We start from the raw sequence: 13,753 nt of genomic DNA, 5'->3' as shown, positions 1-13,753 counted from the left end.
CTCAGCCTGTGAGGCCCCCTCCCCCGCGGCCGGGGCGCCCCCCCCCCCCCCTACACTAACCCCCCCCGCCGGGGGCCCCCCGCCGCCTTCTACACCGGCCTGGGCTTCCGCCCGACCGGCGAGACGAGCGGCGACCAGGCGGTGGCGGAGCGGGAGTTGGAGCCGGCCACGTCCTAGAGCCGGCGGTGACGAGTAGGGTGCCGGACCATGACCGAGCCGGACTTCCTCACCACGACCAGGTCGTTCTACGACGCCATCGCCGTCGACTACGCCGACCGCTTCCGCGACGAACTGGCCGGCGAACCGCTGTCCCGGGCGGTGCTCGCGGCCTTCGCCGATCTGGTCCGCGCCGAGTCGGTCCGCACCGGGCGCGCGGACGGCCCGGTGGCCGAACTGGGCTGCGGCCCCGGCCGGGTGACGCACCACCTGCACGGCCTCGGCCTCGACGTCCGCGGCATCGACCTGTCGCCGAGGATGGTCGAGCTGGCCCGCGCGACGTACCCCGGGCTGGACTTCGCCGAGGGTTCGCTGTTCGACCTCCCGCTGCGCGACGGCGAGTTGACCGGCGCGGTCGCCTGGTACTCGATCATCCACACCCCGGCGGAGCGCCTGCCGGAGGTGTTCGCCGAGTTCGCGCGGGTGCTCGCCCCGGGCGGCCACCTGCTGCTCGCCTTCCAGGTCGGGGACGAGCCGCTGCGGATCGACCAGCCCTTCGGCCACCCGGTGACGCTGGACTTCCGCCGCCAGCAGCCCGACCGGATCGCGGAGTTGGTCCGCGCGGCCGGCTTGCGGCTCACCTCCCGCACGCTCCGCGAGCCGGAGGAGGGCGTGCAGCCGACCCCGCAGGCCTACCTGCTGGCCCGCAAGCCCGCCTGAGTCGTCTGAGTCGCCTGGGGCGGTGGTGACAGCGGCATGACAGTGGTTCCGGTGGGGTGTGAGAGGTCTGACAGCGGTTGCCCCGAACCTTGGTGACTGCACGTCAGTCCACCGAAACGGGAGGCCCTGCCCCATGCCCCGACCCCGCCTCACCTCCGCGCTCAGAACCGGTGCCGCCGCGGCCGCCGGGCTGCTGCTGGCCGGTCTCGCCCCGGCCGCCTCGGCGGCGGCGGCCCCGGCGGCGCCGGTGCCCCGGCTGGACTGGCGGTCCTGCGTACCGGACTTCGACTGCGCCCGCGCCACGGTGCCGATGGACTACCGCGACCCGGCCGGGCGCACCGTCGAGCTGGCCGTCATCCGGCACCCCGCGACCGACCCGGCGCACCGGATCGGCTCGCTGTTCTTCAACCCCGGCGGCCCGGGCGTGCCCGGCACCCAGGCGCTGCCCGTCGTGTACGGGATGCTCCCGGCGCAGGTGCGGGAGCGGTTCGACCTGGTCGGCTTCGACCCGCGCGGCGTCGGCGACTCCACCCTGCCGCAGTGCTTCCCGGACGCGGCGGCCGAGCAGGGCCTGCTCGCCGGGCTGCCGGCCGGCTACCCGGTCGGCGCCGCCCAGGAGTCGGCCTGGGCGACGACGTACGCGCGCTTCGGCCGCCAGTGCGCCGACAACGAGCGGACCGGCCTGCTCGCCCACCTGTCCACCGCCGACACGGCCCGTGACCTGGACCTGCTGCGCGCCGCCGTAGGCGACCGCCGGCTGAGCTACCTCGGTACCTCGTACGGCAGCTACCTGGGCACCACCTACGCCAACCTCTTCCCGACCCGGGTGCGCGCGATGGTGCTGGACAGCGCCCCCGACCCGGTCGCCTGGTCCACCGGGCGCTCGCCGCAGCAGCGCGCCCTGCCGCCGTTCCTGCGCACCGGCAGCGACCTCGCCGGCGCCCGCACCCTGGACGCCTTCCTCGACCAGTGCGCCGACGCCGGCCCCACCGCCTGTGCTTTCGCGGCGGCGGACCGGGACGCCACCCGCGCCAAGTTCGCCGAACTGCTCGACCGGCTCGGCCGGACGCCGGTGACGCTCGGTACCCCGTCGGCGGCGGTCACCTTCGACCAGGCCTCCACCGCCTCCACCGTCCTGCCGATGCTCTACGCCGCCACCCCGGTGCCGAACGCCCCCGGCACCGGCTGGCCGGCGCTGGGCGGACTGCTCCAGCAGCTGTGGACCGCCGCCCCCGACGCCTCGGCGCCGCTGCCGACCGGCGGCCAGCCCAAGCAGGCGCAGACCCTCGGGGCGCTCTGCGCCGACACCGTCAACCCGCCCGCCTCCGGTGCCGACCCGGCCGCCGACACCACCTACCCGGCGCTGTCCGCCCTCGCCCGGGCCCGTGCGGGCGCCACCGGCCCGTACCTGGTCTGGCAGAACCAGCGCTGCGCCGCCTGGCCGGCCGAGGCCGCCCGGGACCGCTACACCGGCCCGTGGAACCGGCCGACCTCCGCGCCGATCCTGGTCGTGGCCCTCACCGGCGACCCGGCCTGGCCCTACGAAGGCTCCCGCGCGCTGGCCGACACCCTCGCCCGCGGCCGCCTGCTGACCGTCCACGGCTACGGCCACACGGCGCTGGGCAACCCGAGCGCCTGCGCCTGGAACCGCGAGCAGCGGTACCTGGTCAGCGGTGAGATCCCGCCGCCCGGCACGGTCTGCGAGCCGGACCACCAGGCGTTCTAGCCCTGCCCGGCGGCCCTGGTCGTGCGCGTGCGCGGAATCCGTGCACGCGCACGCACCTCGGTACGATGAACGTCATGAACCGTGCCGACCTCTCCCTGGGCCCGCTGTCCGAGCGGGACCACGCCTTCTACGGCCTGGTCTGGGCCGGCACCACCCTCGCCGCCCAGGTGGACCGCGAGCTCACCCGGGTGCACGGGCTGTCGCTGTCCTGGTTCGAGGTGATGCTCTGGCTCAACGGGCAGCAGGAGCCGGTCGCCGCCTCCGACCTGGGCGCGAAGACGATGCTCAGCCGCAGCCAGGTCTCCCGGGTGGTCGACGCCCTGGCCGCACGCGGCCTGGTGGCCCGCACGCCCTCCGCCTCCGACGCCCGGTCGGTGCGGATCGAACTGACCGGGCAGGGCCGCGCCGCCTTCGCCGAGGCCGACGCCACCCGGCGGGCCGTCCTCGCGCCGGTCTTCACCGACCGGCTCGACGAGGGCGACATCGCGGCCCTGGAGGCGGTCTGGCGCAAGCTGAAGGCCTGAGCCCCGGGCCCGGGGCTACACCGCGTCGGCTACACCGGGTCGGCCTCCGCCGCCCCGGCCCGCGGCCGGCCGGAGGCGGTCGCGATCACCTCGTCCAGCACGTCGCGGGAGCGGAGCAGGTCGGTGACCATCCGGTCGATCCGGTCCCGTTCGGAGGCCAGCTCCTCGACCAGCAGCGGGGTGGCGACCTCGTTCGGGCCGCCGTCGGAGTCGCGCATGCAGGGGAGGATCTTGTAGATCGTGCGGCTGTGCAGCCCGGCCGCGAACAGCTCCTGGATCAGCACGACCCGGTCCACCGCCGGCTCCGGGTACTCCCGGTGCCCGCCGTCGGTCCGCCGGGCGGCCAGCAGGCCCTGCTGCTCGTAGTAGCGCAGCGAGCGCTCGCTCACGCCCGTCCGCCGGGCCAGTTCACCGATCCGCATGCCGCCCACCCCGTCGCCGTGACCGCTTGAACCTGACGCCGATGTTAGCTTCCGCGGCCCTCGCACCGGCCGGATAACACGGGACCGCCACCCGACGCCGGACCGGGGGTGACGCGCGTCGGCCGACGGGTCGTGCCATGATCCCTGCATGGCTTCCAACGTTTTCTTCGACATCGAGATCGACGGCGTTCCGTCGGGCCGCATCGTCTTCAAGCTGTACGACGACGTCGTCCCCAAGACCGCCCGCAACTTCCGCGAGCTCGCGACCGGCCAGAACGGCTTCGGCTACGAGGGCTCCGGCTTCCACCGCGTGATCCCGCAGTTCATGCTGCAGGGCGGTGACTTCACCAACCACAACGGCACCGGCGGCAAGAGCATCTACGGCGAGAAGTTCGCCGACGAGAACTTCCAGGCCAAGCACACCCGCCCGGGCCTGCTGTCGATGGCCAACGCCGGCCGCAACACCAACGGCTCGCAGTTCTTCATCACCACCATCGTCACCGACTGGCTGGACGGCAAGCACGTCGTCTTCGGCGAGGTCGTCGAGGGCATGGACGTCGTGACGGCGGTCGAGAAGCTCGGCTCGCAGAGCGGCCGCACCTCGGCGAAGGTCACCATCGCCAAGTCCGGCATCGTCGAGTAGTCACCGGTTCACCAGTTCGAAACCGCACACCGCCCCGGCCGCGGAAGTCTGATCAGTCGACTTCCCACCCCGGGGCGGTGGCAGTTCTCGGTACGGTTCCGGGCTTGAGGCGGGCGGGACGGCGGTCAGCCTCGGAGCGGTATCGGATTCTCTGGGCTGTCGAGCCACACAGTGTGACTACCGGGTGTGACGGTGAGGCCGAAGCGGTCGAAGCCGGGTCGATCGTGGCGGCACCACCAGTGCCAGGCTTCCTCCACCTCGTCCCAGAGGCTCCGGGGGCCCGACTGCACCACCTCGTAGTCGTGCCGGCCAGGCTCCCAGTCGACGGTGGCCCACGACGTGATGGCCGTGTCGTGCAGCCACAACGTGTACGTGCCATCGGCGTACCGCTCAACCAGCGGGAACACCCCGGGCACCTGCACCCCAACGGCGAACATGGCCAGCCAACTGCCAACGTCGTCCGGGGAGACACCTGTAGTCGACTCGGTCCCGTCCGCCGGCCATGGCCCGGACAGGTACTCCAGGCTGTTCGGCCGGGAGGCGCGCTGCCGACGCCGCCGCATGAAGGCGGACGACCCGACGAACCGGCCGTGCGCGGACGTCGGGTAGTACTCGGCTCGCGAGAGACGACACTGCGCGTCGCCGGCGCTGGTCTTGTCCACCTCCACCGTGACGACGTTGTCCGAACCGAGCCGGTGAGACAGGAGCGCTGCATTCCACCCGGTTCCGGTGCCGACCTCCAACACCCGGCGGTACAACGTCCCTGTAGGAGTCCGGCTTTGCGGGGAGGCAGGCGAGATGCCGAACGAGAGGCTGAAAGCCGTTATGACGTCGGCTGGTTGGACGTGCGCCGCTCTGGCGGGCAAGGTCGGCGTGGACATCAAGTCGGTTGAGCGATGGGCCAATCAGAACCGGACGCCCAGGTTGGCGACGGCCCGTCTGGCGGCCGAAGCGCTGGGGGAAGACATGTTCGCACTGTGGCCGAGTCTGCGGCAGCCACGTGCCGCAAGGGCGATGAGCCCTGAACTGGTGGCGCTCTACGAACAGCGCGCCGACCTGCCGGTATCCGTCTTCGTGAGCCTGCTCGGGCAGGCCGCCGAACGCATTGACGTGCTTGTCTACGCTGCTGTCTTCCTCCACGAGGCGTACCCCCGGCTGAACGATCTGCTTCGGGAACGCGCTGCCGATGGTTGCGCGGTTCGGATCGCACTCGGCGACGCCGACAGCGGGAACGTCAGTCGGCGCGGAGAGGAGGAGAAGTTCGGTCACGGTATCGAGTCCCGATGCCGGCTTGCCCTCCTGCACTACCGCCCGCTGCTCGGCACGCCGGGGATCGAGATCCGCACCCACGGAACCACGCTGTACAACAGCCTCTACCGGGCGGACGACCAGGTGCTGGTGAACGCGCATGTGTGGGGAGTCAATGCCTTCGGAGCCCCGGTGTGGCACCTGCGCCGGACCGGGTTGGGGACGCTGTTCGACACCTATGCTGCGAGCTTCGACGCAGTGTGGAGCACCGCCCGACCGGTTGAGGAGAGCTGATCACGTGGCACGGACCGAGTTCTACGACGATCCCGACGCGCCCAAACCGAATCGGCTGGTAGTGGCAGCGTCCGCCGTGGTGACGGACGACGAAGGGCGCATCCTCCTCCAACGACGCACCGACAACGGGCTGTACGCGTTGCCGGGTGGAACGATGGACCTTGGTGAGTCGCTCCCGGGCACGGCCGTTCGGGAGGTCCGCGAGGAGACCGGCTTTGACGTCGAGATCACTGGGCTGGTTGGCACGTACACCGACCCCCGGCACGTGATCGCCTACTCGGACGGCGAAGTCCGGCAGCAGTTCAACGTCTGCTTCACCGCGCGCATCACGGGCGGGGAACTGCGGATCTCGGATGAGTCCACGGACGTCCGGTTCGTGGCGCCGGGCGACATCGAAGGGCTGCCGATGCACCACACTCAGCGCCTCCGGCTTCAGCACTTCCTGGCGAACAGGGCGATTCCCTACCTCGGCTAGGTCTGCCGAGGCGCCGGACGGCGCCCGCACCGAGCGGCGGTTCACCGGCCCCGAGGCTCGGCTGCCTGGCGGAGTGCGGGGGCAGGGTAGCCGGGTGGGTGGGCGGGCGGGCCGGAACCGGGCAATCACTGCGTGCGCCGGCGCGGTCGCTCTAGGCTCTCCGTGCGCGGTCGGAGCCGCGGCGAACTCGACACTCCGGCAAGGTGGTTCACCGATGGAACAGGACGCCGACGACGGCGCGGTGACGTACGAGCAGGTGACGGTGGTCTCGCTCGCCTCGTGCGAGCCGGTCAATCCGGCGCGGATCGCGGTGCGGGTCGCCTGCGAGGTCATGACGGTCAAGCGGGTGGCGGGCTACTGGGTGCGCTGGGACGAGCGCTGGGGGCCGGAGGAGATCCGCCACCACTCGCGCTGGGTGCCGGACGAGGAGTACGTGCGGCCGGGCACCGGCGGGGTGGACGGCGCGCTCACGGTGACGGTGGCCGCGTACTGGACGTACCGGGAGGGCGGCAGCCCGCGCCGGCCGACCACGGAGACCGCGGTGGCCTTCCGGCCGGGCGAGGCCGAGCACGAACTGGTGCTGGAGCGGCCCGATCCGCACCGCCCGGCGGCCCTGACCGTGCACCTGACCGGCGCCCGCTGGCTGGCGGGCGGCGAGGGGCGGCTGATCCACTACGGCTACGCGGGCGCCACCGAGGCTGCCGGCGGCGAGGGGGAGTGGCTGGTCCGCTTCCCCGAGTGCGGCACCGGCCTGCTCCCGCAGGCGGGCTAGGCGACTGCGGTACGGGCCTGCTCCCGTCGGCTGGTCAGGCCGCCGTCCGGGCCCCGTCCCGCAGGCCGACCTTGCGGGCGGGGGCGCCGGCCCAGATCTCGCCGGGCCCGGTGGAGCGGGTGAGCACGGCGTTGGCGCCGATGACGGTGCCGGCGCCGACGGTGAGCACGCCCTCCTTGCACACCACTTTGGCGCCCGCGCACAGCACCGCGCCGTCCTGGACCACCACCCGCCGCATGGCGCTCCGTTCCTGCGGCACCCACGGGTCGGCCCGGCCGATGGTGACCCCGTTGTAGAGCGTCACGCCGGCGCCGAGGGTGGTGTACGGGTGGAGCACCGTGCCGAAGCCGCGGTGGAACACGACGAGCCCGGGCCCGATCTCGCAGGCGGCGGGCACCTCCATGCCGTAGAGCGCGAGCGCCTCCTGGACCAGGCGGCCCAGGAGGCGGTGGCGGCGGCGGTAGACGAGGGCGGTGACGAGTGACATCCACCCATTGTGGCGGCGCGGCTACTTCACGTCACAGGGCGTTACTTGATGTCCGGTACCGCGGTGTCGTTCTTGAAGGCGTCGAAGACCTGCTTGGACTTGGCGGCGTCCCACAGCACCGCCGACTCCCCGGTCTTGGTCCGGTAGTCCGGGTTGCCGATCGGTACGGTCAGGGTCTTGCCGCCGCCGCCGTTGACGTCCTTCATGGCGAGGAAGAGCGAGCCGAGGTCGGTGAGGCCGGCGTCGTCGTCGACGATGAGGGTGCCGAGGGCGGAGTCGACCAGCGGGTAGAAGGTGAACGGGTTCAGCACGGTGCCGGGGGAGGCGGCCTGGTGGGCGAGGGCGCCGAGGAACTTCTGCTGGTTGCGCATCCGGCCGAGGTCCTGGTCGGCCATCTGGTGGCGCTGGCGGACGAAGGCGAGGGCCTGCTTGCCGTTGAGGGTCTGGTCGCCGGCCTTGAGGTCGAGGCCGGAGTCCTTGTCCTTGAGGTCCTGGTCGATGTGCATCTCGACGCCGCCGATGGAGTCGACGATGCCGACGAAGCCGGCGAAGCCGATCTCGGCGTAGTGGTCGATGCGGATGCCGGTGTTCAGCTCGACGGTCTGGACGAGGAGGCGGCCGCCGCCGTTGCCGAAGGCCGAGTTGATCTTCGAGGTGGTGCCCTTGAGGGTCTTGCCGCTGCTGCTCTTGTACTCGGGGATCGGCACCCAGGAGTCGCGCGGGATGCTCATCAGGGTGTTTCCGTTGTCCCCGACGTGCAGGACCATCATCGAGTCGCTGCGCTTGCCCTCGGTGTCGTGACCGGTGTGCAGGTCGTCCTGTTCCGAGTCGGTGAGGCCCTGGCGGCTGTCGGAGCCGACGATCAGCCAGTTGGTGCCCTTGCCGGCCGGCGGGCGGCCGGGGTAGTCGGCGAGCACGTTCTCGTGGTTGAGCTTGGAGTCGGCCCAGAACCAGGTCGAGACGGCGGTGACCATGACGGCGATCAGGAGGCCGAAGACCGACCACTTGACGATCCGGCGCCGCGGCCACCGCTTGGTCTGTATACCGCCCGGCTGGGCGCCGCCCGGGCCCCCGGGCCCACCCGGCCGTCCGGGACCCCCGGGGCGGTTAGGACCACCAGGACCACCAGGACCACCGGGGCCCCCAGGCCCACCAGGCCCCCCGGGGCGGCCGCCGGGCTGCCCGCCCGGACCCTGCGGCGGGACGCCGCCGAGCCGGGACGGCTCCGGCTGTCGTGGCGCGGGCGCACCCGGCCCGCGCGGGTTCATCGACGACGGCAGCGGCGGCTCGGCCGCCCCGCCGCCCCCGCCGCGCCCGTACGCGTCGCCGTTGCCGCCGCCCCCATACGGGTTCCCGTCTCGGTACGGGTTCCCGCCGCCTCCCGGGCGGCCCTCCTGCCACGTGTTCATGTCGTCGAGGATGCCCGACCCCGCTCGTGCTGACTCCCCCCGGGGTACTCACCAGGTCGCTTGTAGCAGTTTTGATGCACGGGTCGGATCGTTCCGCCGCAACTTCCGCGCGGCCGTACGACGGTGGGGCGGGACGGGGCGGGGCGGCGCGGGCGCCGGGTCGACGTGAGCCCGGTCACCACGCGTCACGTCACCCGCCGTTCAACTGGCGAAACGATTCTTGACCGGTTCGAACGCAGCGTGTTTGCATTTCGGGTATGGATCAGCGTTGGGCACTCACGCGTCGGCGGCACGTCGATCTGCGGCGTGGTGTGGCCTGTTCGCTCTGTCGCGGCTGAAGCGCGCCCACCGGACCACCTCGGCGTCACCCCCACCCGCGCCGAGCACCTCACCCCGAACGCGTCGAACGCGTCGAGCACGTCGAAGTAAGTCGAACGCGTCGAGCACGTCGAAACACCTTCCCGGGCTCCGACCCGCAGCGGTCCTCCTGCGCCGCGTCGCGCCGCCCCCGCCTCCAGCCAAAGGTGAACCCCATGGCCACCGTCCTGTCCGTTTCCGGCTCCCCGTCCGCGACCTCCCGCACCACCCGCCTGCTGCGCCACGTCGACGCCGGGCTGGAGGCCCGCGGCCACCACGTCGTCCCGTTCGAGGCGCGCAGCCTGCCCGCGCACGCGCTGCTGTCGGGCGACTTCGACCACCCGGAGATCGTCGCCGTGACCGAGCTGTTCGCCCGGGCGGACGGCGTCGTGATCGGCACCCCCGTCTACAAGGCCGCCTACTCGGGCCTGTTGAAGGCCCTGCTGGACGTGCTCCCGCAGTACGCGCTGGCGGGCAAGGCCGTCCTGCCGCTGGCCACCGGCGGCTCGCCCGCGCACGTGCTGGCGGTGGACTACGCGCTGCGCCCGGTGCTCAGCTCGATGGGCGCCGGCCACATCACCCAGGGCTGGTTCGTGCTCGACCGCCACATCACCACCAGGGAGGACGGGACGACCCTGGTCGAGCGCGAGACCGACACCCTGCTGGCCCCGGTCGTGGAGGGTTTCGCGCAGGCCCTGGAGCGGCTGGCCGCACCGGCGCTGACCGGCTGAGGAACCGGGGCCCGGACCCCGTACGGGGCGTCCCCGAGACGGGCCGCGGCACCCCTTAGGGGGAGGGGCGCCGCGCCCCGTAGATCCTTGGTCGGGCGGCTTCATTCCGGCGGATGACGAGCGTGCCCGCCGTTGCTCATAACGTTGTGGACGTCCCCGCTCGTGCCGACGAGGGGCGAGGTTCTCCCGGGAGCCGGCGCCCGCCGGGCCCGGTGGGTGGGGTCAACTCCCGGTCGACGACCCTTCCTGCGCCATGCCCGCGTCCTGGGGCATGCCCGCGCACGGAGGGGCCGGCCGGGGTCGACGGTCGGGCCCACTTCTTAGGAGACTCCAGTGACGACGGCAGCCACAGCCGTGTACGACCCCCAGCTTCCCGACGGCGCGCCCGCCGTCGCCGCCGCGGCCCGCCGGGTCAGCAAGGCGTACGGCGCGGGCGAGACCAGGGTCACCGCGCTCGACGCGGTGGACGTCGACATCCAGCGCGGCCGCTTCACCGCGATCATGGGCCCGTCGGGCTCCGGGAAGTCGACCCTGATGCACTGCCTGGCCGGCCTGGACACGGTCAGCGCCGGGCGGATCTGGATCGGCGACACCGAGATCACCGGCCTCAAGGACAAGCAGCTGACCAGGCTGCGCCGGGACAAGATCGGCTTCATCTTCCAGGCGTTCAACCTGCTCCCGACGCTGTCCGCGCTGGAGAACATCACGCTGCCGATGGACATCGCCGGCCGTCGGCCGGACCAGGCCTGGCTGGACCAGGTGGTGGAGACCGTCGGCCTGGCCGGCCGGCTCAAGCACCGCCCGGCGCAGCTCTCCGGCGGTCAGCAGCAGCGCGTCGCGGTGGCCCGGGCGCTGGCCGCCCGGCCCGAGATCATCTTCGGCGACGAGCCCACCGGCAACCTGGACTCCCGGGCCGGCGCCGAGGTGCTCACCTTCCTGCGCCGCTCGGTCGACGAACTGGGCCAGACCATCGTGATGGTGACCCACGACCCGGTCGCCGCGGGCTACGCGGACCGCGTGCTCTTCCTCGCCGACGGCTTGATCGTCGACGAGATGCACGCGCCCACCGCCGACTCCGTCCTCGAACGCATGCGCCGTTTCGACGGCAAGCGGACCAGCTGAGCGGGCGGGACGGGACAGATGCTGCTCAAGACCGCTCTGCGGAGCTTCTTCGCCCACAAGGGCCGCATGGTGCTCTCCCTGATCGCCGTGATGCTGTCGGTCGCGTTCGTCTCCGGCACCCTGGTCTTCTCCGACACCGCGACCAGCACCTTCGACAAGCTGTTCGCCGCGACCGCCTCCGACGTCTCCGTCCAGCCGCCCAAGCCGGCCGAGGACGACGACCAGCAGGCCTCAGACAAGCCGCGGACCGTCCCGGTGGCGGCCGCACAGCAGCTCGCCGCGGTGCCGGGGGTGAAGTCGGCGGTCGGCCAGGTCATGGTCGAGAACGCGACCCTGGTCGACCCGGCCACCAACAAGCTGGTCGGCCCGACCTCCGGTGCGCCGACCCTGGTCGGCAACTGGACCGAGACCCCGCGCAGCGCGGTGCGCCTCACCCAGGGCCACGTCCCGCGGAACGCGGGCGAGTTGGTGCTGGACGCGGACACCGCGAAGAAGGCCGGGCTCGGCCTCGGCGCCAAGCTCCGGGTCGACAACGCCGACGGCCGACACGAGTTCACGATCTCCGGCATCGCCTCCTTCACCACCACCAACCCCGGTGCGGCGCTGGCCTTCCTGGACACCCCGACCGCCCAGCAGGTGCTGCTCGGCGAGCAGGCGTACACCTCGGTCGAGGCGTTCGGCGACGGCAGCCGCGGCAACGACCGGCTGAAGGCCGACGCCCTGGCCGAGCTGGGCGCCGGCTACCAGGTCAAGACCGCGGCCGAGCAGAAGGACGAGAACACCAAGAGCATCGGCAGCGGCCTCGGCTTCATGAAGAACGCGATGCTCGGCTTCTCGCTCATCTCGGCGTTCGTCGGCTGCTTCCTGATCATCAACACCTTCTCGATGCTGGTCGCCCAGCGCACCCGGGAGATCGGCCTGCTGCGCGCCATCGGCGGCAGCCGCCGGCAGGTGAACCGCTCGGTCCTGGTCGAGGCGCTGATCCTCGGCGTGCTCGGCTCGACCCTCGGGGTCGCGGCCGGTCTGGGCATCGCGGTCGGCCTGATCAAGCTGATGAACGCGATCGGCATGAAGCTCGACGCGGGCGACCTGAAGATCGGTCCGACGGTGTTCCTCGCCGGGTACGCCCTGGGCATCGTGGTGACCCTGGTGGCGGCCTGGGTCCCGGCCCGCAGGGCGAGCCGGATCGCGCCGATGGCCGCCCTGCGCGACCACGGCACGCCGGCCGAGGGCCGTGCCAACCTGGTCCGCACGGTGGTCGGCCTCGTCCTGACGGCGGGCGGCGGCGGTCTGCTGGTGCTGGCCGCGCAGGCGCAGAAGGCGGCCACCGGCGGCCAGTACCTGGGTCTCGGCGTGCTGCTCACCCTGATCGGCTTCGTGGTGCTCGGCCCGCTGCTGGCCACCGCCGTGGTGCGGGTGCTGGGCGCGCTGCTGCCGGCGCTGTTCGGCCCGTCCGGCCGGCTCGCCCAGCGCAACGCGATGCGCAACCCGCGTCGCACCGGGGCCACCGCCGCCGCGCTGATGATCGGACTGGCGCTGGTGATCGGCTCCTCGGTGTTCAGCGCCTCGACGGTCACCTCGGCCAACGCGCAGATCGACCGGTCGGTGGGCGCGGACTACATCGTCCAGGGCGGCCGCACCTCGATCACCCCCGAGATGCTGGACGCCGTCCGCCGGATCCCGGGCATCGACCACGTCACCACCCAGAAGTTCTTCAACCCCAAGCTCCAGCTGCCGGACGGCCGGAGCGCGAAGACCAACCTCACCGCCGCGCCGCCCGCCTTCTTCGGCACCGACTTCCACCTCCCGGTCACCGCCGGTTCGGTGGACGCGATCGGGCGGGGCGAGCTGGGGATCGGTGAGGCCTTCGCGAAGGACCACGGCCTGAAGGTCGGCGACCAGGTGACCGTCGCCTACGGCAAGGGCCGCACCCAGGTGCTGCCGGTGGGCGCCGTGTTCGCGAAGGGCTCGCTGTTCGGCGACGGTTCCTTCGTCGACTTCGACACCATGGCCAGGGCCGTGCCCGCCGACGAGCAGCCGCCGGTCTGGACGTTCTTCGCCAAGGCCTCCTCCGGAGCCGACGTCGCGAAGACGCTGACCGCCCTGGAGGGCGCGCTCAAGGAGTACCCGCAGCTGACCATCAAGGACCAGGCCGGCTACAAGGAGGTCGTGCAGTCCCAGGTCAACACCCTGCTCTACCTGATCTACGGCCTGGTCGGCCTCTCCATCACGGTCGCCGTGCTCGGGGTGGTCAACACCCTGGCGCTGTCGGTGGTCGAGCGGACCAGGGAGATCGGCCTGCTGCGGGCGATCGGGCTCTCCCGCCGCCAGCTGCGCCGGATGATCCGGCTGGAGGCCGTGGTGATCTCGGTGTTCGGCGCGGTCCTGGGCACCGGGCTCGGGCTGGCCTGGGGCGTCACCGCCCAGCGGGTGCTGCGCGACCAGGGCCTGGCCACGCTTTCCGTCCCGACCACCACGCTCGCGGTGACGCTGGTCGCCTCGGTGGTGATCGGACTGGTCGCCGCCCTCGTCCCGGCCTTCCGGGCCGGGCGGATGAACGTCCTCGCGGCCATCGCGACGGACTGACCGGGCGGCGCGGGCCGCAGGACCCGGCGGTGGGGGGCCGCCGAGGGGGGAACGGGGGCAGGGGCCGGGTGCGGGCAGCAC

14 protein-coding genes are annotated in these 13,753 nt (G+C 72.4%); 10 read left to right on the top strand and 4 right to left on the bottom strand.

The window, feature by feature from the left end; translation table 11 throughout:
• Positions 1-207 precede the first annotated feature (207 nt).
• The 3 genes from ACFV6I_RS29335 to ACFV6I_RS29325 all read left to right on the top strand — a co-directional run bounded on the left by ACFV6I_RS29335 (position 208) and on the right by ACFV6I_RS29325 (position 3,126).
• Positions 208-876 carry a class I SAM-dependent DNA methyltransferase gene (locus ACFV6I_RS29335; protein WP_380428523.1) on the top strand — a complete coding sequence of 223 codons (669 nt, stop codon included), beginning with the start codon at positions 208-210 and terminating at the stop codon, positions 874-876.
• A 133-nt stretch (positions 877-1,009) separates the two neighbouring features.
• The gene (locus ACFV6I_RS29330) at positions 1,010-2,602 is read left to right on the top strand and encodes an alpha/beta hydrolase (protein WP_380428521.1); all 1,593 of its coding nucleotides are present in this window, start codon (positions 1,010-1,012) and stop codon (positions 2,600-2,602) included.
• A 74-nt stretch (positions 2,603-2,676) separates the two neighbouring features.
• A complete protein-coding gene (locus tag ACFV6I_RS29325) occupies positions 2,677-3,126 on the top strand; it encodes a MarR family winged helix-turn-helix transcriptional regulator (protein ID WP_063349108.1) in 450 nt (149 codons plus the stop codon).
• A 29-nt stretch (positions 3,127-3,155) separates the two neighbouring features.
• Here the strand turns inward: ACFV6I_RS29325 and ACFV6I_RS29320 are convergent, their stop codons facing one another.
• Entirely contained in the window at positions 3,156-3,548 is a 393-nt protein-coding gene (locus ACFV6I_RS29320) for a MerR family transcriptional regulator (RefSeq protein ID WP_380428519.1), read from the bottom strand.
• A 148-nt stretch (positions 3,549-3,696) separates the two neighbouring features.
• On the opposite strand from ACFV6I_RS29320, the gene ACFV6I_RS29315 reads away from it, so the two are divergent.
• Positions 3,697-4,191, top strand: coding sequence for a peptidylprolyl isomerase (locus tag ACFV6I_RS29315; protein ID WP_063349110.1), 495 nt, complete (start codon positions 3,697-3,699; stop codon positions 4,189-4,191).
• Between the two features lie 125 nt (positions 4,192-4,316).
• Here the strand turns inward: ACFV6I_RS29315 and ACFV6I_RS29310 are convergent, their stop codons facing one another.
• Positions 4,317-4,934 carry a hypothetical protein gene (locus ACFV6I_RS29310; protein ID WP_380428518.1) on the bottom strand — a complete coding sequence of 206 codons (618 nt, stop codon included), beginning with the start codon at positions 4,932-4,934 and terminating at the stop codon, positions 4,317-4,319.
• A 55-nt stretch (positions 4,935-4,989) separates the two neighbouring features.
• On the opposite strand from ACFV6I_RS29310, the gene ACFV6I_RS29305 reads away from it, so the two are divergent.
• The 3 genes from ACFV6I_RS29305 (at position 4,990) to ACFV6I_RS29295 (ending at position 6,980) form a co-directional block, all read left to right on the top strand.
• Entirely contained in the window at positions 4,990-5,733 is a 744-nt protein-coding gene (locus ACFV6I_RS29305; RefSeq protein WP_380343694.1) for an XRE family transcriptional regulator, read from the top strand.
• Positions 5,734-5,737: 4 nt separating this feature from the next.
• Positions 5,738-6,208, top strand: a complete 471-nt coding sequence (locus ACFV6I_RS29300; RefSeq protein ID WP_063349112.1) for an NUDIX domain-containing protein — start codon at positions 5,738-5,740, stop codon at positions 6,206-6,208.
• Between the two features lie 214 nt (positions 6,209-6,422).
• Entirely contained in the window at positions 6,423-6,980 is a 558-nt protein-coding gene (locus ACFV6I_RS29295) for a hypothetical protein (RefSeq protein WP_380377338.1), read from the top strand.
• A 34-nt stretch (positions 6,981-7,014) separates the two neighbouring features.
• Here ACFV6I_RS29295 and ACFV6I_RS29290 read toward each other — a convergent pair whose 3' ends face one another.
• Both ACFV6I_RS29290 and ACFV6I_RS29285 read right to left on the bottom strand, forming a co-directional pair.
• On the bottom strand, positions 7,015-7,467 hold the full coding sequence (locus tag ACFV6I_RS29290) for a hypothetical protein (protein ID WP_063349114.1): 453 nt from the start codon (positions 7,465-7,467) through the stop codon (positions 7,015-7,017).
• A gap of 41 nt (positions 7,468-7,508) precedes the next feature.
• A complete protein-coding gene (locus ACFV6I_RS29285; protein WP_244293658.1) occupies positions 7,509-8,441 on the bottom strand; it encodes an LCP family protein in 933 nt (310 codons plus the stop codon).
• 968 nt (positions 8,442-9,409) lie between these two features.
• On the opposite strand from ACFV6I_RS29285, the gene ssuE reads away from it, so the two are divergent.
• The 3 genes from ssuE (at position 9,410) to ACFV6I_RS29270 (ending at position 13,672) form a co-directional block, all read left to right on the top strand.
• Positions 9,410-9,964 (top strand): NADPH-dependent FMN reductase, encoded by a 555-nt coding sequence (gene ssuE / locus ACFV6I_RS29280; protein WP_063349116.1) that lies wholly within the window; start codon positions 9,410-9,412, stop codon positions 9,962-9,964.
• A gap of 333 nt (positions 9,965-10,297) precedes the next feature.
• Entirely contained in the window at positions 10,298-11,086 is a 789-nt protein-coding gene (locus ACFV6I_RS29275; protein WP_380343698.1) for an ABC transporter ATP-binding protein, read from the top strand.
• Positions 11,087-11,104: 18 nt separating this feature from the next.
• Positions 11,105-13,672: an ABC transporter permease gene (locus ACFV6I_RS29270; protein WP_380428516.1), complete on the top strand. Its 2,568-nt coding sequence runs from the start codon at positions 11,105-11,107 to the stop codon at positions 13,670-13,672.
• The last annotated feature ends 81 nt before the right edge of the window (positions 13,673-13,753 follow it).

The organism is Kitasatospora sp. NPDC059803, assembly GCF_042732255.1.
In the GTDB taxonomy this organism is placed as follows: Bacteria; Actinomycetota; Actinomycetes; order Streptomycetales; family Streptomycetaceae; genus Kitasatospora.
Note: the sequence above shows the minus strand (reverse complement) of the source record. Positions and strands in the feature narration are given on the sequence as shown.

Excerpts from the sequence above, each read along its gene's own strand:
- ACFV6I_RS29305 (WP_380343694.1), top strand. The coding sequence starts at position 4,990 with ATGCCGAACGAGAGGCTGAAAGCCGTTATGACGTCGGCTGGTTGGACG.
- ACFV6I_RS29330 (WP_380428521.1), top strand. The coding sequence starts at position 1,010 with ATGCCCCGACCCCGCCTCACCTCCGCGCTCAGAACCGGTGCCGCCGCG.
- ACFV6I_RS29295 (WP_380377338.1), top strand. The coding sequence starts at position 6,423 with ATGGAACAGGACGCCGACGACGGCGCGGTGACGTACGAGCAGGTGACG.
- ACFV6I_RS29270 (WP_380428516.1), top strand. The coding sequence starts at position 11,105 with ATGCTGCTCAAGACCGCTCTGCGGAGCTTCTTCGCCCACAAGGGCCGC.
- ACFV6I_RS29285 (WP_244293658.1), bottom strand. The coding sequence starts at position 8,441 with ATGGTCACCGCCGTCTCGACCTGGTTCTGGGCCGACTCCAAGCTCAAC.
- ACFV6I_RS29315 (WP_063349110.1), top strand. The coding sequence starts at position 3,697 with ATGGCTTCCAACGTTTTCTTCGACATCGAGATCGACGGCGTTCCGTCG.
- ssuE (WP_063349116.1), top strand. The coding sequence starts at position 9,410 with ATGGCCACCGTCCTGTCCGTTTCCGGCTCCCCGTCCGCGACCTCCCGC.
- ACFV6I_RS29290 (WP_063349114.1), bottom strand. The coding sequence starts at position 7,467 with ATGTCACTCGTCACCGCCCTCGTCTACCGCCGCCGCCACCGCCTCCTG.
- ACFV6I_RS29325 (WP_063349108.1), top strand. The coding sequence starts at position 2,677 with ATGAACCGTGCCGACCTCTCCCTGGGCCCGCTGTCCGAGCGGGACCAC.
- ACFV6I_RS29335 (WP_380428523.1), top strand. The coding sequence starts at position 208 with ATGACCGAGCCGGACTTCCTCACCACGACCAGGTCGTTCTACGACGCC.
- ACFV6I_RS29320 (WP_380428519.1), bottom strand. The coding sequence starts at position 3,548 with ATGCGGATCGGTGAACTGGCCCGGCGGACGGGCGTGAGCGAGCGCTCG.